13 protein-coding genes and 1 pseudogene are annotated in these 22,324 nt (G+C 49.8%); 12 read left to right on the top strand and 2 right to left on the bottom strand.

The window, feature by feature from the left end; all coding sequences use genetic code 11:
• Positions 1–48: 48 nt before the first annotated feature.
• Positions 49–3,180: an alpha-mannosidase gene (locus tag ACXX53_RS19880; RefSeq protein ID WP_458570474.1), complete on the top strand. Its 3,132-nt coding sequence runs from the start codon at positions 49–51 to the stop codon at positions 3,178–3,180.
• Positions 3,181–3,313: 133 nt separating this feature from the next.
• Here ACXX53_RS19880 and ACXX53_RS19875 read toward each other — a convergent pair whose 3' ends face one another.
• A complete protein-coding gene (locus ACXX53_RS19875; RefSeq protein WP_458570473.1) occupies positions 3,314–5,038 on the bottom strand; it encodes a flavocytochrome c in 1,725 nt (574 codons plus the stop codon).
• A gap of 246 nt (positions 5,039–5,284) precedes the next feature.
• Positions 5,285–5,605, bottom strand: coding sequence for a NusG domain II-containing protein (locus ACXX53_RS19870; protein ID WP_458570431.1), 321 nt, complete (start codon positions 5,603–5,605; stop codon positions 5,285–5,287).
• Positions 5,606–5,913: 308 nt separating this feature from the next.
• Between ACXX53_RS19870 and ACXX53_RS19865 the strand changes: the two genes are divergently transcribed.
• The 11 genes and pseudogenes from ACXX53_RS19865 (at position 5,914) to ACXX53_RS19815 (ending at position 21,861) form a co-directional block, all read left to right on the top strand.
• Complete coding sequence (locus tag ACXX53_RS19865) at positions 5,914–7,548, top strand: histidine kinase (protein ID WP_458570430.1); 1,635 nt, start codon at positions 5,914–5,916, stop codon at positions 7,546–7,548.
• The gene (locus ACXX53_RS19860; RefSeq protein ID WP_458570429.1) at positions 7,520–8,305 is read left to right on the top strand and encodes a response regulator transcription factor; all 786 of its coding nucleotides are present in this window, start codon (positions 7,520–7,522) and stop codon (positions 8,303–8,305) included. Before ACXX53_RS19865 ends, ACXX53_RS19860 begins: the two co-directional genes overlap by 29 nt.
• Positions 8,306–9,170: 865 nt before the next feature.
• Positions 9,171–10,577 (top strand): polysaccharide deacetylase family protein, encoded by a 1,407-nt coding sequence (locus ACXX53_RS19855; RefSeq protein ID WP_458570428.1) that lies wholly within the window; start codon positions 9,171–9,173, stop codon positions 10,575–10,577.
• 148 nt (positions 10,578–10,725) lie between these two features.
• Positions 10,726–11,892 carry an AAA family ATPase gene (locus tag ACXX53_RS19850; RefSeq protein WP_458570427.1) on the top strand — a complete coding sequence of 389 codons (1,167 nt, stop codon included), beginning with the start codon at positions 10,726–10,728 and terminating at the stop codon, positions 11,890–11,892.
• Positions 11,889–13,121 carry a hypothetical protein gene (locus ACXX53_RS19845; RefSeq protein WP_458570426.1) on the top strand — a complete coding sequence of 411 codons (1,233 nt, stop codon included), beginning with the start codon at positions 11,889–11,891 and terminating at the stop codon, positions 13,119–13,121. The genes ACXX53_RS19850 and ACXX53_RS19845 overlap by 4 nt, the downstream gene beginning before the upstream one ends.
• 15 nt (positions 13,122–13,136) lie before the next feature.
• On the top strand, positions 13,137–15,899 hold the full coding sequence (locus ACXX53_RS19840; RefSeq protein ID WP_458570425.1) for a transglutaminase family protein: 2,763 nt from the start codon (positions 13,137–13,139) through the stop codon (positions 15,897–15,899).
• Between the two features lie 308 nt (positions 15,900–16,207).
• Complete coding sequence (locus tag ACXX53_RS19835) at positions 16,208–16,993, top strand: Cof-type HAD-IIB family hydrolase (RefSeq protein ID WP_458570424.1); 786 nt, start codon at positions 16,208–16,210, stop codon at positions 16,991–16,993.
• Positions 16,994–17,182: 189 nt separating this feature from the next.
• Complete coding sequence (gene ptsG, locus ACXX53_RS19830) at positions 17,183–18,748, top strand: glucose-specific PTS transporter subunit IIBC (protein WP_458570423.1); 1,566 nt, start codon at positions 17,183–17,185, stop codon at positions 18,746–18,748.
• 394 nt (positions 18,749–19,142) lie between these two features.
• Positions 19,143–20,681, top strand: a complete 1,539-nt coding sequence (guaA, locus tag ACXX53_RS19825) for a glutamine-hydrolyzing GMP synthase (RefSeq protein WP_458570422.1) — start codon at positions 19,143–19,145, stop codon at positions 20,679–20,681.
• Positions 20,682–20,894: 213 nt separating this feature from the next.
• Positions 20,895–21,113 (top strand): annotated as a pseudogene (locus ACXX53_RS19820) (DUF6809 family protein); the annotation flags it as partial.
• Between the two features lie 76 nt (positions 21,114–21,189).
• Positions 21,190–21,861 carry a YoaK family protein gene (locus ACXX53_RS19815; RefSeq protein WP_458570421.1) on the top strand — a complete coding sequence of 224 codons (672 nt, stop codon included), beginning with the start codon at positions 21,190–21,192 and terminating at the stop codon, positions 21,859–21,861.
• The last annotated feature ends 463 nt before the right edge of the window (positions 21,862–22,324 follow it).

Genomic DNA, 22,324 nt, shown 5'->3' with positions numbered 1-22,324 from the left:
CGGAACAGGTGCAGTATACATCTCTATATGTAGGAGTTGAGCATGAGTATGATTCGGATTAATCGATGGATAGAAGAGCTAGCTGCTCAGTGCTGGCTGGAATGCAGAAGTTATGATGATTGGAACCTCTCGCGCGGTACGTATATACTACCAGGTGAGTACACTGTTGATGTTGAAGGACTGGTAGGCAGTCCAAATGATATTATCATCGATACCTACGGCACAACGTATTGGCTGCGGAAGCAGTTGAACATTCCAACCGAGTGGAACGGTTCGCAGGTCGGTCTTATTGTGCGTGGCGGAGGTGAAGGCTTGCTTCGAATTGACGGTGTCTCCTATCATGGCGTCGACCGCAATCACTGGTTTGTTCCTTTGCCTGTAGATAAGGTAGGTTATACGCCGAATGTTGAGATCGAGCTGTATGATCCAATACCGGAACCGATCGACCCATTGAACAATCAGCAGGTAAGGAATCCTTCCGTTCGCAGCTTGGAAATTCAACTAGTCCATGTGAATGCGGCTGTGCAAAGTCTGCTGTATACCGTAACCGTGGTTCGAGATACCGCTAGGCTGCTGCCACAGCAGGAGTTAAAGCGGCAGCGCTTGTTAGATATACTGCGCTCAGCTATGGATGCCATGCGAGCAGAGCAAGATCGCGGTGCGGTGGACCCTAATTGGGTTCATGAGCTGGATCTCAAGCTTCGCGAGCAGGTGCGCGCTGATGTCAATCTTCGTCCAGGTGCGGGATACATGCACCTTGTTGGACAATCACATATTGATATAGCGTGGCTATGGCCTGTACGTGAGACAGTACGCAAGAGCAGTCGAACCTTCTCAACGGTAAATACGCTGATGGAGCAATATCCTGAGTACCGCTACAGCCAGAGTCAGCCGCAGCTCTATGCGTTCGTGAAAGAGCATGATCCCGAGCTCTTCGAGAAGATCAAACAACGCGTAGCAGAAGGACGCTGGGAATTGGTCGGCGGCATGTGGTTAGAGCCGGATCTGAATATTCCGAGCGGGGAGTCGCTGGCGCGCCAACTTCTGTATGGTCAGCTCTTCTACCAGCGTGAATTCGGCAAGCGGTCCCATATCGAATGGCTGCCGGACACATTTGGATATTGCGCTTCGTTGCCGCAGATGTTGAAGCTAGCAGGTATGAATGCTTTTATGACGACCAAGCTAGGCTGGAACGATACCAATCAGTTCCCATACGATCTGTTCCAATGGGTAGGGATCGATGGTACAGCGATGCTGTCGTATCAGAATCATGGCGTCAACGAAAACACAACGCCGAAGGACATCTCGGAGCATTGGCAATCCTTTAAGGAGAAGTCGAAACACCCTGAACAAATGCTGTTGTATGGTCATGGCGATGGAGGCGGCGGCGTTACGCGAGAAATGATTGAATATGCGCAGCGTGCAGAGCTTATGACAGACCTGCCTAACTGTCAGTTCAGTACAGCGGAGCAATTCTTTGAAGGCATTCTGGCTTCAGAAGTTGAGCTGCCGAAATGGCATGGCGACTTGTATCTGGAACTGCATCGCGGCACCTATACGACACATGCGCGCAATAAGCGCAGCAATCGCATGGCAGAGGTGCTCTATCGCGAAGCGGAAATCTGGAACTATGCGGCGCCGTTGCTTGCGAACCGCTCGTCTTCGATCAAGGATCAACTTGTTCAAGGCTGGAAGCTTATCCTGTTGAATCAGTTCCATGATATTATTCCAGGAACTTCAATTACCGAGACATATGAGACGTCAGCGAAAGAGTATAATCAGGTATTCGATATCGGCAATCAAGTGCTGGCAGCAGGTATGGGCCAGCTAGCGGAACATATTGCTGCTCAAGGCGAGGGTGAGCCGTACATCGTGTTCAACAGTCTCAGCTGGAGTCGAAGCGGCATCATTCGCATAGAAGGCGGGGAAGAGCTGCGCCATGTAGCAGTTTATGATGATCAAGGTAACCGACTGGAGAGCGATTGGTCGGAATGCGATTCAAACGGAGAAGACAGAGTTGCGTTGGATGTTTGGGTTAGCGATATCCCTTCCTTCGGGTACAGAACGATTTGGCTGCGACAAGCCTCAATTCCAGCTGTATCAGCTGAATTAGCTGCGTCAGAACGACTTGTCGAATGGGAAACGGAGAATTATAAGCTTCGATTCAATTCGAATGGCGCGATAACAAGTTGGTTCGACAAGAATGCGGGACGAGAGCTGATTAAAGCGGGTGGAGCAGCGAATGAGCTGCAGCTATTCCATGACCGCCCAACCTATTGGGATGCGTGGGATATTGATTCCCGGTATGAGCAGCAAGCGGTTGACGGTTTAGAATTAGTAGACAGCAAGGTCGTGCTTCGCGGTAAGACAATGGATGTGCTTCGATTCAGCTGGAAGCTTGGCGAGTCCGCAGCATCCACGATTCAGCAGGATATGATCTTCTACCATCAACAGAAGCGGGTCGATTTCAAGACAAAGGTCGATTGGCAAGAGACTCATAAGCTGCTCAAGGTTGCCTTCCCAATCGATGTTGCAACGGTGAAAGCGACTTATGAGATTCCATTTGGAGCCTTGGAGCGTCCTACTCATCGCAACACGAGCTGGGAGCAAGCTCAATATGAAGTATGCGGACATCGCTGGGTGGATGTGTCGGAAAGCGGTTATGGCGTAAGCTTGCTGAATGACTGCAAGTACGGATACGATGTGCAGGACAGTACGATTCGACTCTCGCTGCTGCGTGCGCCGAGATGGCCTGACAACACTGCGGATCTAGGCGAGCATCAATTTACGTATTCGTTGTATCCGCACGAGCAGGATTGGCGTCAAGCCCACACCGTCCGTGAAGCGATGGAGTTGAATCATCCGCTGCAATCCGTCAAACACCAAGTTGGTAAAGGCTCGCTGCCTAGTGAACATTCCTTGCTGCCATACGAGAGCAAGCATGTCATCTTGGATTCGATCAAGGATGCGGAAGATGGAACAGGGCTTGTCATTCGCCTATACGAATCGAGCGGCGGACGCGATCAAGCGTGCTTGAGCATGCCGGATGGCATCGATAAAGTATATCTGGCCAATCTGTTGGAGGATACCATTGAGGAAATCGAGACAGTGGAAGGTCAAGTCAAGCTAGCATTTAAGCCGTATGAGATCAAGACGTTGAAGCTTATGTACAAAGCATGAGAAGCTTAAAATCAGTAAATAGACTTTGATATAGCAAAAGGCTGCTAGGAAGGCCGTGCAATAAGATGCACTTGCCGACCTGAGCAGCCTTTATCATTTATTAGAGAAGATGGAGTTAGATAATTATCGTGTCTTACTTCGCAACCTGTTGACCTGCGATGCGGCCGAAAGTGATAACGTCAGCAATCGCGTTACCGCCGAGGCGGTTAGAACCGTGGATAACACCTGTTACTTCGCCGGCTGCATACAGACCTTCAATAGCTTTGCCTTCTGTATCCAGGACGCGTGTTTCTTTATCGATAACCAATCCGCCCATTGTATGGTGAACAGATGGCACTGCCTTCATAATATAGTAAGGACCTTTTTCCAAGGAAGCTAGACCGCCGCGATGTTTGAAATCAAGATCCTTGCCTGTTTTAGCGTACTCATTTACCTTATCAACTGTAGCTTGAAGCTTAGCTGGATCGATGTTGAAGTGCTTCGCTGCATCTTCAATTGTATCCGCTTTGTAGAGCAAACCGTCTTTCACAAGCTGCTCGTACTCGTCTGGATGAGCGGCAATTGTCTTGCTGATCTCTTCAAGATCTTGGTTCCACAATTGGTATGCATATCCGCCTTCTTGCGCCAAGATCGCCTTAGAGATGACGTCACGGCGTTCAAGCTCTTCTACGAAGCGATTACCGCCCTGGTTAATTAGAATGGCACCGTCGAAGCGAGAATCTGCTACGAGGGAGATTACGCCAGTCTTAGGATTACATACAGGGTATGTTTGGATGCTTTCCATATTCGTGATGTCTGCGTTAATCGCTTGTGCCATGATAATACCGTCACCAGTGGTTCCTGGAGTGTCTGTGGACATATAGCTTTCATCATAGACAGGGTTATACTGCTTGCGCATATCAATGTTGGAGCCGAAGCCGCCGGACGCAATGACTACGCCTTTGCTAGCGTTAAATGTAATCTTCTGACCGGAGCCGCTCGTTGCTTCTACGCCTGTTACTCTGCCGTTAGCATCTGTAAGCAGCTTCTCAGCTTTCATTTCCGTCTTCACTGGAATTTGCAGCTCGTCAGTCTTTGCCTTGAGCTTCTTGATTGGTTCAGCGCCAGTGTGGCCAACTGGAATAAGCGCGCGCTTGCGAGAGTGACCGCCGAATTGGAACAATTGATCCGGGAGGAATTCGACTTTAATCTCATCACGCAGCCATTCAGCGGAGCCTGTGGCCTGTTCAGCTAGAATTCGAACCATTTCAGGGTTACCGAGATTGTCGCCGCCCTTCATCGTATCTTCGTAGAAGAGTTCAACGGAATCATCTGTGATGCCGACAGCTTGCTGTACCCAGTTGCCAGGAGCGTTCATCTCGCCGCCGGAGATCAATGTGTTACCGCCTACTGTAGGCATTTTCTCCAGGATAACTACGTTAGCGCCCGCTTTCTTCGCTTCGATCGCAGCACTGAAGCCAGCGCCGCCAGCACCGATAACGACAACGTCAAAGTTCTGTACCGCTTCTTCTGTTTGAGCGGTGCTGCCAGCTGCGGAACCAGCCGCAAGCGTTAAGCCTGATTTCGCAATCGCATCCGCGATCGCAGCCAAGTAACCTTTACTTGTTTCCGTTGAACCGCTGATCGCGTCAACTTCCGCGCTGTTCGCGCTCATAACGCTGTCTTTCAATTTGGTATAAACCGGTTCAGACAATACTTCATTCTCTTTTTGTTCCAATACTTCGATGTTCGTAATCTTATCGTCCTGGAACGTAACTTCAACTTTGATGTCTCCATGCTTACCATTGCCGACGCCTGTTACTTTGATAGCGCCGTCAGTACCAGCTGCAGTGTCTTCCTTAGAACCGCAGGCTGTCATAGAGAATACAAGACAGAGAGCCAAGATCAGTGATAATACTTTCGTAGTTCGTGTACGCATAGTTCCTCCTTGAAATGTATGAAATGTTTGAAATGATATTGCTCCACCAATACATTCAGCTCTTTGCCAGCTCCTTGCAGCGTAAGCAGCGCAGTAAAAGGGCGTTATAAGACGATGCAATAAACTGTGCAATAAACTGTGCAATAAAGCTGTGTAATAGAGCTGTAGCAGAGCGATTAAGTGAAATCATTCACTTACCAGCGTGAGAATAACACGATTAGGCATACAGACCAGAATCTCATCAAGCTTGCTGATCGGGTGGTTGAGCTCGCATAAGTGATCGGGGCAATCGGCCTCCAGCATTTTGACAGCGCCATTCTTGATCTGAATCGTATTGATGCCTCGTTCAGTGGCTACGCTGTATGTCTGGGTATAAAGCTCGTCTGGAATCGGAATTCGCTTGTGCAGTTCATCTGCTATATAGATTTCAAGCACCTTGCTTCCCGAATCAGAATCAGAATTAGCGGCCGATACCGAGTAGAAGCCAAATAGACCGACAGCGAACACCGCGATAATGCCGATGACAATAACATCCCACTTTTTGATTACTCAACACCACCTTTTTATGAAGCCTGTAATCGTTGTACCTGCAGATGAGCGACTCATCGAGACTGCGGCCTTCTATTTGAATAGCAATGTCTCCTTTTATAGCCACTTTGCAGCAGATACGATAAAACTACGTGAAAAAAAGTACAATATAAATTATAGTAGGGATAGACCCAAATGTATTTGCACAAACCGTCCTTTTTTTATCTATTTCGGGCTAGTGACTCACTTCATTTGAGAGCTGACAAATAACGTGCTGTAATTAGGGGATGAGTTCCATACAACGAAAGATCACACTATATGCAGGCAGTTGTTTTCTTTTCTTATTTTTAGCGCTGCTGGGCGCGATATATCTGGAGATGGAGAGAAACGTAGTTCCGCTTAACCGGAGCTTGACACAGCAGATTGTGAACGCTCGCAGCGATCAAATCTCCTACTGGTTCGAGCAGCGAATCAGGGAGATCGAGCTTATGGCTGCATTGGGAGCGGAGCATAGTTGGAATCGCGGCGAGATGCTTGCTGAGGTAGAGAGGCTCGAGCATATGCGTCCGGACGAATACGAATCTATTCGTGTCGTGGATTGCGACGGCTGGTCCTGGTCCTCCAGAGACAAGCCCTTCAACATTCTTAACCGTGAATATTACAAACGGCTGCAAGTGTCGGATTCAGAGTACGTCGTGAGCAACGTAATTCAATCGCGAGAGCCTAATCAAGCGGAGATCGTGGTCATCCTGTATCGGGTGCAGCCGTGTGTTGATGAAGAAGTCGCGTATATTGCGGCAGCTGTACCGATCAGCAAGATGAGGGAGATCGCAGACGATATTAACGTATATGATGGGACTGGAAAATTGCTTGTCGGTCAGCAGCCGTCTGGAGATGGTGAGATACAGAGCGATAAGAGTTCAGAAGGCATGGCTACGTTTACGGCAGAAATTGCTCAAGTGCCGGACTGGAAGCTCATGTTCCAAGTGCCGGAATCCCAGCTGTCGCTAGGGATGAAGCGGACCCAGCGTTCAACCATAATAGTAGGCACTGTTGTGGGGCTATTCTTCCTTATGCTGCTGCTATTGCTGGCTAAGTCCATCGTCAAGCCGATTCGATCGCTGCAGCAATTAATGAGCAAGGTGGAGGCGGGAGATTGGGGCATTCGTGCTGATGAAGCGAGCAAGGACGAGATCGGCGATCTGGGCAGAAGCTTTAATCAGATGATGGTGAAGCTGTACCTTTATGAGCAAGAGAAGAAGGAGATGGAGCTTCGTCTGATTCAAGAGCAGATCAAGCCGCATTTTCTGTACAATACATTAGATACGATTCAATGGCAGGCAGAAGCGCATGGTGCGGATGATGTGGTTGAGATTGTGGAGGCGTTAAGCACCTATTTCCGGCTAGGCTTGGGCAATGAAAGTCAATATGTCACGCTGGAGCAGGAGTTTCACCATGTCGAGAGCTACATGCATATCCAATGCGTTCGTTATTCGGACATATTATCATATGAGCTGATGTATGATGAGCATCTTGGAAAGCATCGTGTCGTTCATTTCCTGTTGCAGCCGCTCGTCGAGAACGCGATCTATCATGGTATCAAGCCATTAATAGATCGTATGAGCAAGATATGGATCCGCGCTTATGAAGAGAATCAGGAGATGTACATCGTAGTGGAAAATGACGGCGCGGATATTCCGGAAGCGCGTATGAAGGTCATAGAGAAAGCTTTACTTAGCAGTACCTGGAAAGACGGCACGATCGGCTTCGGGTTGTACAGCGTGAACCATCGATTGAAGCTGGCGTATGGCGAGCCGTACGGATTAACGGTGAAGAGCGGAAACGGATTGACAAGTATGACGCTGAAATTACCAGTGGAGGTAGATGAAGAGGATGTGGCAAGTCATAATTGTGGACGATGAGAGCACGATCCGGCAAGGGTTGAAGCAATACATAGCGGACAGCCAGCTGCCTTATGCGATAGCTGGTGAGGCGCGCAATGCGGCTGAAGCGCTAGCGCTGATCGAGCAGGCGCCGCCGCATGTGCTGTTCTTGGACATCAATATGCCTGATATGAACGGCCTGGATCTGCTGCGGCTCGTGAAGAGCCGGCATGAGCAGATCGTCACCGTATTGATTAGCGGCTATGATTATTTTGATTACGTGCGGCAGGCGCTGCAGCTGAAGGCTTACGATTACCTGCTTAAGCCGGTGCCGAAGAGCGATCTGAAGCGTCTGCTCATGAAGCTGGATCAGCTGCTGCGCGAGGAGCACGGAGATCCTGAGGTATCCGATGAGACGCCGCAATCCACGGATGCCGCTCATCGGAAAGGCGATGGTTCCGTCATGCTGAGCAAGGTAACGGATTACATCGATGACCATTATTACGATCCAGATATGACGGTATCCCGTGTCGCTGACTTATTCCACATGAACCAGACGTATCTGAGCAAACGAATGAAGCAGGAGCTAGGTTCATCGTTCCTCGAGTACCTGACGGAGCTTCGCATCTCGAAGGCGAAGGAGATACTCGATCACTCGCTGCATAACATCAAGATCGGCGACCTCGCGGTCAAGGTGGGCTACACGAACCAGTATTACTTCAGCCGATTGTTCAAGAATCGGGTGGGCATCTGCCCGATCGAATACAAGAACCGGGAGCCCGGCTCCGCGATATAAATGCTAGGAATGCCCTGCTGCTAAGTCATGTTCGACTTGCAGCAGGGCATTTACGTTGCGTGAGCAAGTGCTACGTGCATGCGATATGGAGAAAGACTAGGGTAACTAGGGGCAGAATGAGTAGCTGGGGTTATAGAGAAGTAACTAGAGGCGGTATGAGTAGCTGGGATCAGACGGAAGTGGCTAGGGAGGGTATGAGTAGCTGGGGTTATAGAGAAGTAACTAGAGGCAGTATGAGTAACTAGGGTTAGCAAGTGGTAGCTAGATGCAGTAAAGGGACTGGCATTAGTAGGTGGTGACAAGAGGGAGGAAGTTACTTGGAAAAGCGCCCCTGCTAGATGAAACGGACACAGGAGACGCTATTTTGGGAAATTGGAGCATATTTTGAGTTTGGCGGACACAGAGGCCGTTATTTGCTGTATTTCTATCGAAAACAGGCTGATTTGTCACAAATAAAGGAACCACGGTCCGCATGTATAGCAAAAAAGCGGTTTATGCTGCAAATAAGGGCTCGTGTGTCCGTTGCCGATCATGACGCTGCCGCGGGTATCCTGAGATGTCCGAGCCTTCGACTTCGAAACGGCATGAATTTACATTCGAGCAGGAATATGGACGTAAATTGCCGAATAAGATGCTGTATCCCTAATAGACCATGATTCGATAAATATTCGGATATGTTCCATGAGATTCATTTCGAAATATAGTAATAGTGTCATGTTTTGAATGGCCTGTCCATATACTCTATTAGCTTGAGCTTTAATAGCTTGTATGCTGAATAGGGTTCATAGGCATGCGGTCAGTCAAGCGGCAGGCTGCAAGTGTCGTTCATGATACAAATGTACGGATGGTATAGAGGAGGGCGTCGATGATGAAGGATCGGAAGAAGCGGTTGGAGATACGGTTGTTGGCTGTCATTGGTATGCTTGCGCTGTGTATGGGAACTGGGGCGCTATTCGGAACGATAGCGGAGTGGGACCAGGTTGCTTATGCGTCCTCGCAGCAGATGTGGAATCAGGTCAATACGGTGACGGCATCACCTTACGCGGTCAGAACCGCTGCAACATCAGTCGGTAAGCCGAACGGGCAAGCTGTGCAGTTGGCGAGTGCAAATTCTGATCAGGTGAAGGCAATCTCTGCTGATGTAGGCGAGGTTGAGGTACTTGCGGCAGCGGCGAAGCCTAAGACGAAAACGGTATATCTCACCTTCGATGACGGTCCGAGTGAGCATACAGGCGACGTATTGGATATTTTGAAAAAGGAACAGGTCAAGGGAACCTTCTTCGTGCTTGGCACGCAGGTAAAGCAGCATAACAAGCTGATGAAGCGAATTGCAGATGAGGGACACGCTATAGGCAATCATTCCTATGATCATAACTATAAGAAGCTGTACAGTGACTTTCGTGAATTCTGGAGTCAGATTCGGAAAACGGGTCAAGTCATCAAGGATGCTGTAGGCTACGAGCCTGCACTCGTTCGCGCTCCTGGCGGTACGTATTTGAATTTTAATAAGCAATATTTCACCTTAATGGAGCAGGCAGGCTACAAGGTGTTCGACTGGAACGTAGACACTGGAGACTCGAAGCGAGTAGGAGTTCCTGCGAAGGAAATCGTGCAAACGGTCAAGTCTTCTTCCCTAACCGATAGTATTATAGTGCTCATGCACGATGGGGCAGGTCATGGAGAGACAGTGAAGGCGCTGCCCGAAATTATTAGTTATTACAAGTCAAAGGGGTATGTCTTTGAGGCGATAACTTCGGATACGAAGCCGATGCATTTTCAGCTTGCAGATCGTGAACGCTGGCAGCGGTCAGATGTATCGAAGGCGTGGATTGAGGCTAATATCGTAACCGTCGATGCAGGAGGTAAAACGAAGGAGACTGTCGCTAAGCCGGATCCGATGAGATTCCTGGTTACGACTGATATCGGGGAGTTGGCATTTGAGCCAGGTCAGCATTTAACTTATGAAAATACAACTTATGTGCCTATTCGCAGCTTCGTGGAGCAGTTGGGCGGTACTGTGGAGTACGATGAGGCCAATGCTAGATTTACACTGTCTATCAATGATACGAAGTGGGCAATCGACAGCAAGAGTGGTCAGCTGGATCAGCTGCTTGATGACGGAACGACTATGAAGCTGCAATGGAAGGCTGCAATGAAGGATAATATGTTCTGGGTTCCGCTGCGGCTCGTGCTGGAGGATTCGGGACTTCAGCTGCTGCAATATCAACTTATTCCGATCCCGGAGAAGCCGGCTGAGAAAGCTGCTTCCTAATTTAATAGGTTTATAATCTACTCTATTGGGCGACACTGATTCATAGGGCGACCCGAGAGCAATTCATGCGATGCAGATCTGTACGCGGAAATTGCCCTCGGGTCTTTTTTTGTTTATTCGAACTGTTGGATTGGGAGGATTAAAAAATATGGATCTAAGAGATAAGGAGCTTAGCGGTCAGCCGAACAAGGAGGCGTGGACCTCCGCCTTCGTCAAGTACGGCTGGCAACATATGATAGACCGCTTGAATCAAGTCGTTGTGGGCAAGCCCGAAACGATACGTCTTGCTTGCTTAACGATGCTGGCGGGCGGGCACTTGCTGCTGGAAGATGTGCCGGGCGTCGGCAAGACGCTGCTGGCGCGCACGATGGCGCGGCTCGTTGACTCCTCATTCCGCCGAGTGCAGATGACGCCGGATACGATGCCGGCGGATATTACCGGCAGTATGATGTTCGAGCCGGCGTCCGGCCAGCTGCGCTACAGCGAAGGGCCGCTGCAAGCGCACGTCGTGCTTGCCGACGAGCTGAACCGCGCGCCAGCGCGCACGCAGTCGGCGCTGCTCGAAGCGATGGAGGAGCGCGCCGTCACGGTGGACGGCGTCACCCGCCCGCTGCCGCAGCCGTTTATGCTGATCGCCACGCAGAACCCATTGGCGTTCGAGGGCACTTATCGGCTGCCGGAAGCGGAACTTGATCGCTTCATGATGCGCCTGTCGCTCGGCTATCCTGCTGTGCAGGATGAAGCCGATATGCTGCTCCGCGAGCAAGCGCGGAGCGACTACAGCGCCAGCGCGAGAAGCGTGCAGCCGGTGCTCACGACCGCCGAGTGGGCGCTGCTCATCCGGCGGACGCGCGCGGTGCATATGGACGCCGTGCTGTGCCGCTACATCGCGGATATGGCACAGGCGTCACGCCAGCATGCGGACGTCATGCTGGGCGTCAGCCCGCGCGGCGCGATCGCCTGGATGCAGTGCGCGCAGGCGCAGGCACTCTTCAACGGGCGGGTCTATGTGACGCCCGACGATGTGAAGGCCGTCGCCGTGCCGGTGCTGGCGCATCGGCTGGTACTTGCGCCAAGCGCGCGCACGGACGCTGAAGCGGTCGTTCGCAGCATCCTGCAGATGGTGCAGGTGCCGAACTTCAAGTCGCGCGCGCTCGACGGCGCTCAGCACGAGCATGCTGGCGAGCAGCCAGACTCGCTGAATGCGCAGTCCGGGCAGCCTCACGGCACCGCAGCCGACGCGCCTGCAGCAGATCGTCGAGGGGCGAAGCGCTCGACGGATGGAACAGCGTGGTTCAGAGGGCTGTTCCGATGACAAGCCGGATCCGAACACCCCTAGCAAACATATTGCTTCGTGTGCTTCTAACGGCTGCGGTATCAGCCGCGCTCATCATATACGGCACAGCGAACAGGCTTGCAGTAGAAACATTTCTCGGTGTTAGTTTAGCCGTGTATACCGGATATGGCGTCTGGGTCATGTTGTACTCGCTGCGAGGCTGCCAATACAGGCTTAGACTGCAGTCACCCTCTCATGAGCCCTTTCATACGAGCTTGCGATGTGAGCACAGCTTGTCTTGTCCTTATGGTTTGCCGCGATTATTTATTCGGGTGACTACGTTGTGGGAGCAGGTCGATGACAGCCATAAAACATATAAAACCGTTAAAGTGATCCACTCACGTTCGCGCAAGCGAGCTTCGATGGACTGGACAGAAGCAGCGATAGATTGGCCTGCGGGTGTATACCGTCATGCGGGAACCACATGCGAGACAGGCGACATCTGGGGCTGGTTCACGAATCGTGTGACATTCGCGCCGCTAGAAGCGGAGCTTGTCCTGCTGCCAGAAGCCAAGGGATGGTCAGCAGTTAGTCCGTACTCGATTCCACGAGGCCTGGCAGGCGATGGAGTGAACCCGTCTCCGAGTTCTGGCGAAGAAGGTTATTTGGGATCGGAATTGAGAGCTTATCGAATCGGAGATCAGGCTAGGAGCATCCATTGGCGGCAGTATATGAAGAGTCGAACACTTGCTGTACGGCTGCGCCAACCAGAGGAGCACGATGCAATTACGTTGATGATCGATGATGAGCTGAACGATATTCCTGCTGGAGCAATCGCCGCAAACCATTTGCGTGAGGAAATGATGCTGCTCGCGGGTGAATGGCTATGGGCTGCATGGAAGCAGCAGCGGCAGGTGCAGGTGCTGTGGCTTCGTGATGGATGGCGGCTGACAGATCCGGCGGATATCGCGCGCGAATTAGTGCTTCGTCTCAACCCGCGTTATTCTACATCAAGTTCGATGAGGCAAGCTGCAAGTAAATATACACCCGCCGCGGCTTATTCTGCAGTCAAGGTAGCTGTGTTGATCAGCAGTGCGGAGCATACAGGTACGCTGGAACGAATGCAGCGGCATCGCGATGCTGCAGGGTGCCAGCTGCAAGCATGGCTTACGGTTCGCTATCATCCTGAGGCTGCAGCGGATTCAGGGGACATCAAGAATAGAACTAGCTCTACAGTAAAGTCATGGAATACATATGTCGCAACATAAGGAGGGAGATGCGTCATGGCAATGGAAAGATATGAACGATTCGTAAGTGCCAATAGAGATGAGAAACGGGCGGCACCGACTAAAGATAATGATAAGGAAGCTTTCACTGCTGCTGCTCTGAGCAAGGGGGAGCGTATCATTCGCTTATGGAAGCAAGCAGGATATACGGTAATCTTATTTCTCATGCTGCTGGAATGGCTTGTTCCGCTGCGCAATAGCAATTTAGGAAACGCAGTAGATCTCGATCAGATTAGTCCGCTGGTGCTGTCCATTGCATGTTCTTTAATCATTGGATTATGGATTCGTCGCCCTGCAGCTTCCTACCTTATGCGCGTCTTCGCTATTGTGATGATCACAGCATGGGCATTCGGAGTGTCGCAATCTGGCTCGACTGCAGGCTGGTCGGGTGCGGTAAACACGATTCTATTAGGTATCATCCGGATAGCAGATGCTATTGGGCAAGATATAGGGATGGTCTATTCCGCAATAACAGGCGGTGAATGGTTAGTGCCGTCTGGTGAAATGAGAACGCTGCTGCTGTTAACCGGTATGTCTTTGGTGGCAGCTCTGGTACAATCGCTTGTCCTGCAGCATCATTCGATCCTGTGGTTCAGCGGGGCGACGCTGTTGTATCTGGTCGTCCTGCAAGGAGCCGTCAATGTGAACACAACAGGAGGCATCATTCGTACGGTTGCTTGGACAGCCTCCTTGCTCTCTTGGCTGCACCTTGAGCAATTGACAGCCGAGGATCGAACTTACAAGCAGCGCGCATGGCCGCTGCGCTGGTGGTTCACGACGATGGCGGTCAGCTTCGCGATCGTTACTGGATTTGTATTATGGCAGCAAGTCTATGATTGGGAGCGGCCTCATGCTTGGGAACGAACAGAGGCGTGGATTAGGGAAACCGCCGCTGCCGCAAACTTGACCAACAGCTCCGCTGCTCATGCATTAGGCAACCAGGCGGTTACGGGCTACAGCAGCGATGATTCGAAGCTGGGAGCACCGGTGAAGCAGGATCATCGCGTCTTGTTTCGTGCGGTTACACCGGAACCAACGTATTGGAAAGTAGAGACGAAGAGTACATACACTGGGCAAGGGTGGGAGGCTTCAGTCCTAGCACCTGAGCTAGTTGATGGATCGGGCAGACTTACAACAGAGATTGAAGCGCATCAGGAGAAAGTGTGGTCGAAGCCATTTACCCAGACTGTGACGCTTGCGGCGCCGTTATCTCCCGACCTGCCGCTCGTATTCGGAGGTCGTCCGGAGCGTTTGACGGAGTGGAGATCAGGCGATGCATCTCAAGTAGAATTGGCTGCTGCAGGAGAAGGAGCGGACACCAGTGCAAATATTCCTTCAATTACGTACGATCCGGCCCTGGAACGATTCAGTTATAAGCAAGCGGGCAGTTCTACTTCATCCAAGATTGGCGTCGTAGTCACCTATAGCTATCAGACTAAGGTGGTGGACAAGCCTCAGCTCTTGAAGGATGCACCGTTTCCAGCTCCCAGTAATGAGCAGCAGACTCAATTCTTAGCCAAGTACACGGAGCTTCCATCTCAGCTTCCAGACCGTGTACTTAAGCTCGCTGATGATATTACGGCTGGCGCTGAGTCGCAGCGGGAGAAAGTGGAGCGTATCCAAACTTATCTGATGTCCCATTATGCCTACACACTGGATCAGTCTACGGCTCCACCTAGGGGACAAGACTTTGTTGATCACTTTTTGTTTGATCAGCGTCAAGGGTACTGCAATCATTTTTCGACGGCTATGGCAGTGCTGCTGCGAGCAGAGGGGATACCGACGCGTTGGGTTAAAGGATTCACACCAGGAATTGCCGAAGCTGAAGGGCAGTATACGATTCGTGCATCGGACGCTCATTCATGGGTGGAGGTGTTCTACCCAGAAGCGGGCTGGGTTCCATATGAAGCGACTCCAACAGCCCCTTTAACGGCTGCTGTGAATCTGGATGCTTCTATTCTAGCGGGAGCGGATGTGAGAGCATCTGCTGTTCTCGCGAGTGATCCAGCGGGTGCGTTTCTTCCTGTTCCATTGAAGGTTCGAATGGACAAGACTGCTGAACCGAATGATGTATGGGGGCAATTAAACGCATGGACTTCAAAGGGTGTGGAACAGCTAGAAGCGGGCAAGGACTGGCTGAATGGAGTTGTTAGTCAAATGGGCGACAGCCTGCGCAAGGAACGCGAGTTTGTGACGGATGCAGCCAGCTGGAGCGAATGGTTCGGCGAACGCATCATTCCATCTGCAGCTCGAATTCAGGAGCAGGCTAAGCTGTGGTGGAACAGCGCGCCTGTTACAGCCACCAGCATATTGCTCACATTCCTGCTCTTGACCACGCTGCTGCTGCGAAGAATGCTGCGCTTCGTACGCCGCGTATGGCCGCGCATGGAGCTTGCGTATCTGATTCGCCTGCAGCAGCGACGTTATCGCGCGGATCGATTACCGCGCATGGGACGCTTAGCCTGGCTGCTGCTCGAGCGCCGCTTCGGGCAGATGCCTGCGAACATGACGCTCGAGGAATATGCGAGCGATGTAGGTGCGCGTCACCTGCCGGAAGAGGAGGCGGAGCGGTTGCGGCAGTTCGCGGCAGACAGCGGCGCGTTGCTGTTCGCCAAGCATAATGGCGAGCGGGCGCAGCGCCAGCGCTTCATCGCCGCGTGCGGCGATATGCTGCGCATCAGCCAATTGCCGCCGCAGCAGAAGGCTTCGTCCGCCGCTTCGCAGCGCAGACGGGGCCGCGCGCGGCAGATCGAAGGCTAGCTAGCCTTCCGCCTTCCGCGGAATATCGCGGCACTTTTTCACAGCTCCTATATAGCTCGGACCTACATGAATAGCCTCCAATCGCTGGAGGCTATTTGAGTTGCTCGGTCTTCATTTACAATATACTAGGTCCCATCGCTCTAATCTCTTCCTCTAGCTTATAATCCGTTTCTCATAGTACAATTTGATAGCAGCATGCTGGTCGTCTTCACGGTACTAGGCTGACAGCAGTCAGGATCTGCGCCGTATTATTAATAGAGTTACTAAGCTCCTGCAGCAAGCAGGTTATGAATTGGAGTGTATACGAGATGGATAGAGAGAAGTGTAAAATTGTATTTTTTGATATAGATGGTACCTTGTTGAGTAGCAATCAGCAGATTCCAGAGTCTACAATCAGGGCAGTACGGAGTTTGCAGGAAATGGGTATAGAGACGGTCATATCTACCGGTCGAACACCGGCTAACTTTGGTCATATTCGCGAACAGCTGGGCATTCATTCTTATATTAGCTTGAACGGCAACTATGTTGTGCGCGAAGGAGAAGTTCTGTCTCAGGTAAAAGTGAAGCAGCGATCGATGGAACAGTTAAATGAGATTGCAACTGCATGTGGTCATGCTATCGGCTGGATTGGAACGGATCAGATTGGGATGCATGCAGCACATCCTATGATTGCTCCGATCCTTAACACTTACGGCATGGAGGTTCCTCCGGTAAATCCACAGTTTCATCTTCAAAATGACGTGTATCAAGGCATGCTGTTCTGTACGGAAGAAGAGATCCAGCCGTATGTCGAGGGTGTTCCGGAGATGAAGTATGTTCGCTTTGACCGCCATGTGGTAGACGTATTGCCAAGAGAATCGAACAAGGCGGTAGGGATAAGCAACTATTTGAGTGCGATTGGTGTTCCGGCTGAATCCTGTGTTGCATTTGGCGACGGCTTGAATGATATTGAGATGCTGCAGTGCGTCGGACTTGGAATTGCAATGGGACAGGCTAAGGATGAGGTAAAACGGGCAGCAAAGCACGTAACGCGGAGTGTGGATGATGATGGCATTGAGGCCGCGCTGTTAGATCTAGGATTTATATCTGCATAAAATAAATGCAAGCAAGGCCCTTCCGTTCGCTGTATGCGATTCTGGGGGGCTTATTTTATTTCCGAACATGTACTCCTGTATTCAACGAGCCTCATTCCTTTACTGCATAGTCTAGGATTGTGTGGGAAACCTTAACAGCAGGTTTGGTGTTAGCACCACATGCTGATGTAGTTGGGGGTTGTTTCCATTATGTTCAAATCTCTATTTGGTGTATTGCAGAAGGTCGGACGGGCGATTATGCTTCCGATTGCGATATTGCCAGCGGCAGGTTTGCTTTTAGGTATCGGCAATGCGATGCAGAATCCGGATATGGTTGCTCTTCTGCCGTTCTTGGGTAACGACATCGTTACTACTATTGCGAAGGTCATGGAATCTGCGGGCGGGATTGTGTTCGACAATCTGTCTCTGCTGTTTGCAGTTGGTGTCGCAATAGGTCTGGCGGGAGGAGATGGGGTTGCCGGTTTGGCGGCGATCGTCGGATACTTCGTCATGAACGTCACGATGAAGACACTCCTGGATGTGACACCGGAAAAAGTCAAGGAAGATATGAGCTATGCCATTCTGCAGGGGGTTCCAACGCTTCAAACAGGTGTGTTCGGCGGTATCATTATTGGTGTTACGGCTGCGGTGCTGTATAAACGCTTTTTTACGATCGAGATGCCTTCTTATCTTGGCTTCTTCGCTGGCAAACGCTTCGTCCCGATCATTACGGCTGTAACTTCCCTCTTGATCGGTGTTGCGCTTATCTTCGTCTGGCCGCCGATTCAGAATGGCTTAAACACGCTGTCCGAATCCATGATTAACACGAATTTGACGGTGAGCGCACTCATATTTGGTATATGCGAACGGGCGCTCATTCCATTTGGATTGCACCACATCTTTTATGCGCCTTTCTGGTATGAGTTCGGTGAATATATCACGAAGTCTGGAGAATTGGTGCGAGGCGACCAGAAGATCTTTTTCGCTCAGCTTAAAGATGGTGTAGAGCTGACGGCAGGTACATTTATGACAGGAAAATATCCGTTCATGATGTTCGGTCTCCCAGCGGCGGCTCTGGCTATCTATCACGAAGCGAGAGTCGAGAATCGTACGCTGGTCAGTGGTTTGATGTTGTCCGGAGCGCTGACATCGTTCCTAACAGGTATTACGGAACCGATCGAATTCGCTTTCTTGTTCGTAGCGCCAGCTTTGTTCGCTATACACGTGCTGTTCGCGGGCACGTCCTTTATGATTATGCACCTTCTGGGCGTCAAGATCGGTATGACCTTCTCGGGTGGTCTGATTGACTATGTTTTATTTGGAGTAATACAGAATCGGACTCCTTATTGGCTTGTTATTCCGGTAGGGCTTGGATACGCGGTTGTCTATTACTTTGTATTCCGTTTTGCGATTCGCAAGTTCGATCTGAAGACACCGGGTCGAGAAGATGTGTCCAAATCTCAGGGAGATACGGTCGTTCAAGCTGCGTCTGCTGAAGAGCTTCCACGCGGGATATTGAATGCTCTCGGCGGAAAAGGGAATATCGGTTCATTGGATGCATGCATCACACGACTTCGAGTGCAGGTCAACGATCCCGGCAACGTGGATAAGGAGAAGCTGAAGGATCTCGGCGCATCAGGAGTATTGGAGGTCGGCAACAGTGTGCAGGCCATCTTCGGTACGCGATCGGAGACGATTAAGCACCAGATTCATGAGCTCATCCAACGTGAAGATATGGAATTGAAGGTGGAAGACGAGGATAAGGAGAAGTCCTGAGTTCATGAGTATCGATAGAGAATGTTAAGCTGTTAAGCAAATGGATATACGTGAGAGGCGGGCTCGGTTTCAGGAGGAAGGCGGGCCTGCTCTATAACATGTTCAGGTAAATAACGGAAGAAGTGTGTTCATTCTTAGCTGTGTGAATCACTTGGGGTGTTTGCGGCAGGTGCTGCCGAATGTGGACAAGCTGTGGCACTGTACAAAAGTTGACTGTTCATCCATGCTGTTTCATTGACGGCAGACCGTCAATTGATTAATATATCATAATGTATAACTTTTAAGGTATTCATGCACTTTTGTCCTTGAGTTGAGGACATATTCACGTTAGTAAGACTTCGATTCGAAGTTTTTCTTTTATATTTATAAACATTCCTAAGGAGGCACGTCGCTAATGAGTAAGCATCACGAGATGATTGTCGTTCTCGATTTTGGTGGACAATACAATCAATTGATTGCACGCCGTATTCGCGATTTGGGTGTATACAGCGAGTTGATCGCATATAACACGCCTGTAGAAAAGATTAAGGAAATGAATCCGAAAGGGATCGTATTCTCTGGCGGACCTTCCAGCGTATACGAGGAGGGCGCTCCTCATGTGGATCCGGCCATATACGACCTTGGCCTGCCGATCTTCGGTATTTGCTACGGTATGCAGTTAATGTCTCACCAAATGGAAGGCAAAGTACAACGTGCGGGCAAGCGCGAGTACGGAAAGTCTGACGTTGTATTTAAAGAGAACTGCAGTCTGATCAAAGGTCTGGAAGCGAGTCAAACGGTATGGATGAGCCACGGCGACTTGGTAGTTGAGCTGCCGACAGGATTCCAGATTGATGCGAGCACAGAGCATGCTCCTATTGCTGCGATCAGCCATCCTGAGAAGCAATTCTACGCAGTTCAATTCCATCCAGAAGTGCGCCATTCTGTAAAAGGTAATGAGATGATCAGCAACTTCCTGTTCGACGTCTGTAAATGTCAGGGCGACTGGACAATGGAATCCTTCATCGAGGATAAAATCGCTGAGATCCGCGCTACAGTAGGCGACCGCAAAGTGCTGTGCGCTTTGAGCGGCGGCGTAGATTCTTCTGTAGTCGCAATGCTTATTCATAAAGCGATCGGCGATCAATTGACATGTATGTTTATCGACCACGGTCTGCTCCGCAAGGATGAAGCAGAGGGCGTTATGGAGACGTTCGTTGGCAAGTTCGATATGCATGTCGTGAAGATCGATGCTCGTGAACGCTTCCTTGGTAAGCTTGCTGGCGTCTCTGACCCAGAGAAGAAGCGCAAGATTATCGGCAACGAGTTCATCTACTGCTTCGATGAGGAATCCGCGAAGCTGGGCGACTTCGACTTCCTAGCGCAAGGCACGCTGTACACGGATATCGTAGAGAGCGGAACTGCGACAGCGCAAACGATCAAGTCGCACCACAACGTAGGCGGATTGCCTGAAGATATGAAGTTCAGCTTGATTGAGCCGCTGAACACATTGTTCAAGGACGAAGTGCGTAAAGTCGGCGAAGAGCTCGGCTTGCCGCGTGCGATCGTATGGCGTCAACCGTTCCCTGGTCCAGGTCTCGCGATTCGCGTTCTGGGCGAAGTGACAGAGGACAAGCTCGTGATCGTGCGTGAATCCGATGCGATCCTTCGTGACGAGATTGCGAAAGCTGGCCTCGACAATGAGATCTGGCAGTACTTCACAGCGCTGCCTGATATGAAGAGCGTCGGCGTTATGGGTGACGCGCGCACGTATTCCTACACTGTAGGTATTCGCGCGGTTACTTCGATCGACGGCATGACAGCGGACTGGGCGCGCATTCCTTGGGATATCCTTGAGAAGATCTCCGTGCGCATCGTCAACGAAGTTGAGAATGTAAACCGCGTCGTTTACGATATCACTTCCAAGCCGCCGGCAACGATCGAGTGGGAATAATTTATGAAACGGAGCGAACCCTTGAAAATAAAGGACTTTTGACCTTGTTTTCATTGTGGCAACGTTTTGGAAACAACTGATTGAAAATCCATATAAAAAGAGCTAACCGATTTTAAGTAATCGGTTAGCTCTTTTTACGTGAATAGGTTTGACAAATTAGATGTGTGTGTTAAAGGCAGAAGATTATAGTATGCCAAAAATTTAAAAGAACTTTATCACAGAAATATCCGCCTAGATGTGAGATATTACAAACGGGATTCAGCATTTGTTGAAGCTGCTCACCTAAAAAATGTGAATTTGGATAAATTGATGGCTTTGATAGATGAAAATGAAAAAGAGCTTTTTGAGAAATACTCTGAAGCTCAGTCTGGAATCGAAGGCACTTCTCGCTACTCCAATTTTACATATGGTTTCAAGTTAGGTGCATTGCTTATGATTGAAATCTTTATGGGAATTGATAATTCGAAACTAATGATATTTTCTAAAATTGCGATAAGGAGGTGCTTTTGTGGAGCAAAAATTGCAGATGTCGGAATCATATTTATTAGGCGCAATACTTGCTATTTGCGGTGGATTCATAGAAGCATATACTTATATCGTGCATGGTCATGCTTTTGCTTATGCACAAACAGGTAACATGATATTTTTTGCGATGAATATGATTGAACATAATTATAATAAGGCTTCAGGCTATTTGTTTCCTGTTATAGTGTTTGCTGTGGGAATAGGCGTAGCAGTGTTTATGAAATTAAAATTTTCAAACAGCAAAATTTTACATTGGAGACAATTAGTCATTTTTATAGAAATATTAATTGTGTTCATGATATCCAATATACCAGCCGATCACATGAACGCATTTGTTGCTGCGTCCCTGTCATTTATTACTGCACTACAACTTCAAACTTTTAAAAAAATAGGTGGCAATACTTTAGCAACAACATTTTGTACAGGAAACCTTAGAACAGCAACAGAGCAATTGTTTTTATTTTTTGCAAAAAAGGAATGCAGACTATTAAATTTGAGTTTAGCGCTTTATGGAATAATTGGATTTTTTATAGTAGGTGCTACGCTTGGAGTCGTGTTTACTGATATGTTCAGTTATAAATCGGCATATATTCCGCTATTTCTATATATCACGGTATTTTGCCTGATGTTTATGAATGGTAAGGTTAAAGAGTAACAATGAGGGGAGACAAATTGAAATTGCTTCAAACAAGACTAAGTTTCATTATTTAGGTGGCAAACAAATTCTAAATCATTGGTTCTATGTAATTGAACAATATACTGATGTTTAATTTAGCCCGTGACCTCTAAATGAGCGAGTGGGAATAGAAGGCTAGTATAGAGGGCTTTCCCTTGAGTAGATTGTTCTACTTGAGGGGCGAGCCCTTTTTTTGCGCGTGAACAGTGTGACTCGGACTAGTGGAAATAGGTGCGGCTTCAAATAGCGGTAGTGGACCCACGGGCCGCTATTTGCCCGAAAGTAGGGCATTTTGCCGGCCAAGCGGACCGAGGATCCGCTATTTGTGACAAATCGACCTGAAATGGCTCGTTTTGCTGCAAATAGCGTCTCCTGTGTCCGCAAACCCACCGGATCGCCCCGTAATCGCAGAAATAGCGTCCCTACGGTCCGCATCGAGCGC

The sequence above is a fragment of the Paenibacillus marinisediminis genome, assembly GCF_054343325.1.
Note: the sequence above shows the minus strand (reverse complement) of the source record. Positions and strands in the feature narration are given on the sequence as shown.

Excerpts from the sequence above, each read along its gene's own strand:
- ACXX53_RS19880 (WP_458570474.1), top strand. The coding sequence starts at position 49 with ATGATTCGGATTAATCGATGGATAGAAGAGCTAGCTGCTCAGTGCTGG.
- ACXX53_RS19875 (WP_458570473.1), bottom strand. The coding sequence starts at position 5,038 with ATGACAGCCTGCGGTTCTAAGGAAGACACTGCAGCTGGTACTGACGGC.
- ACXX53_RS19865 (WP_458570430.1), top strand. The coding sequence starts at position 5,914 with ATGAGTTCCATACAACGAAAGATCACACTATATGCAGGCAGTTGTTTT.
- ACXX53_RS19860 (WP_458570429.1), top strand. The coding sequence starts at position 7,520 with ATGTGGCAAGTCATAATTGTGGACGATGAGAGCACGATCCGGCAAGGG.
- ACXX53_RS19855 (WP_458570428.1), top strand. The coding sequence starts at position 9,171 with ATGATGAAGGATCGGAAGAAGCGGTTGGAGATACGGTTGTTGGCTGTC.
- ACXX53_RS19850 (WP_458570427.1), top strand. The coding sequence starts at position 10,726 with ATGGATCTAAGAGATAAGGAGCTTAGCGGTCAGCCGAACAAGGAGGCG.
- ACXX53_RS19845 (WP_458570426.1), top strand. The coding sequence starts at position 11,889 with ATGACAAGCCGGATCCGAACACCCCTAGCAAACATATTGCTTCGTGTG.
- ACXX53_RS19840 (WP_458570425.1), top strand. The coding sequence starts at position 13,137 with ATGGCAATGGAAAGATATGAACGATTCGTAAGTGCCAATAGAGATGAG.
- ACXX53_RS19835 (WP_458570424.1), top strand. The coding sequence starts at position 16,208 with ATGGATAGAGAGAAGTGTAAAATTGTATTTTTTGATATAGATGGTACC.
- ptsG (WP_458570423.1), top strand. The coding sequence starts at position 17,183 with ATGTTCAAATCTCTATTTGGTGTATTGCAGAAGGTCGGACGGGCGATT.
- guaA (WP_458570422.1), top strand. The coding sequence starts at position 19,143 with ATGAGTAAGCATCACGAGATGATTGTCGTTCTCGATTTTGGTGGACAA.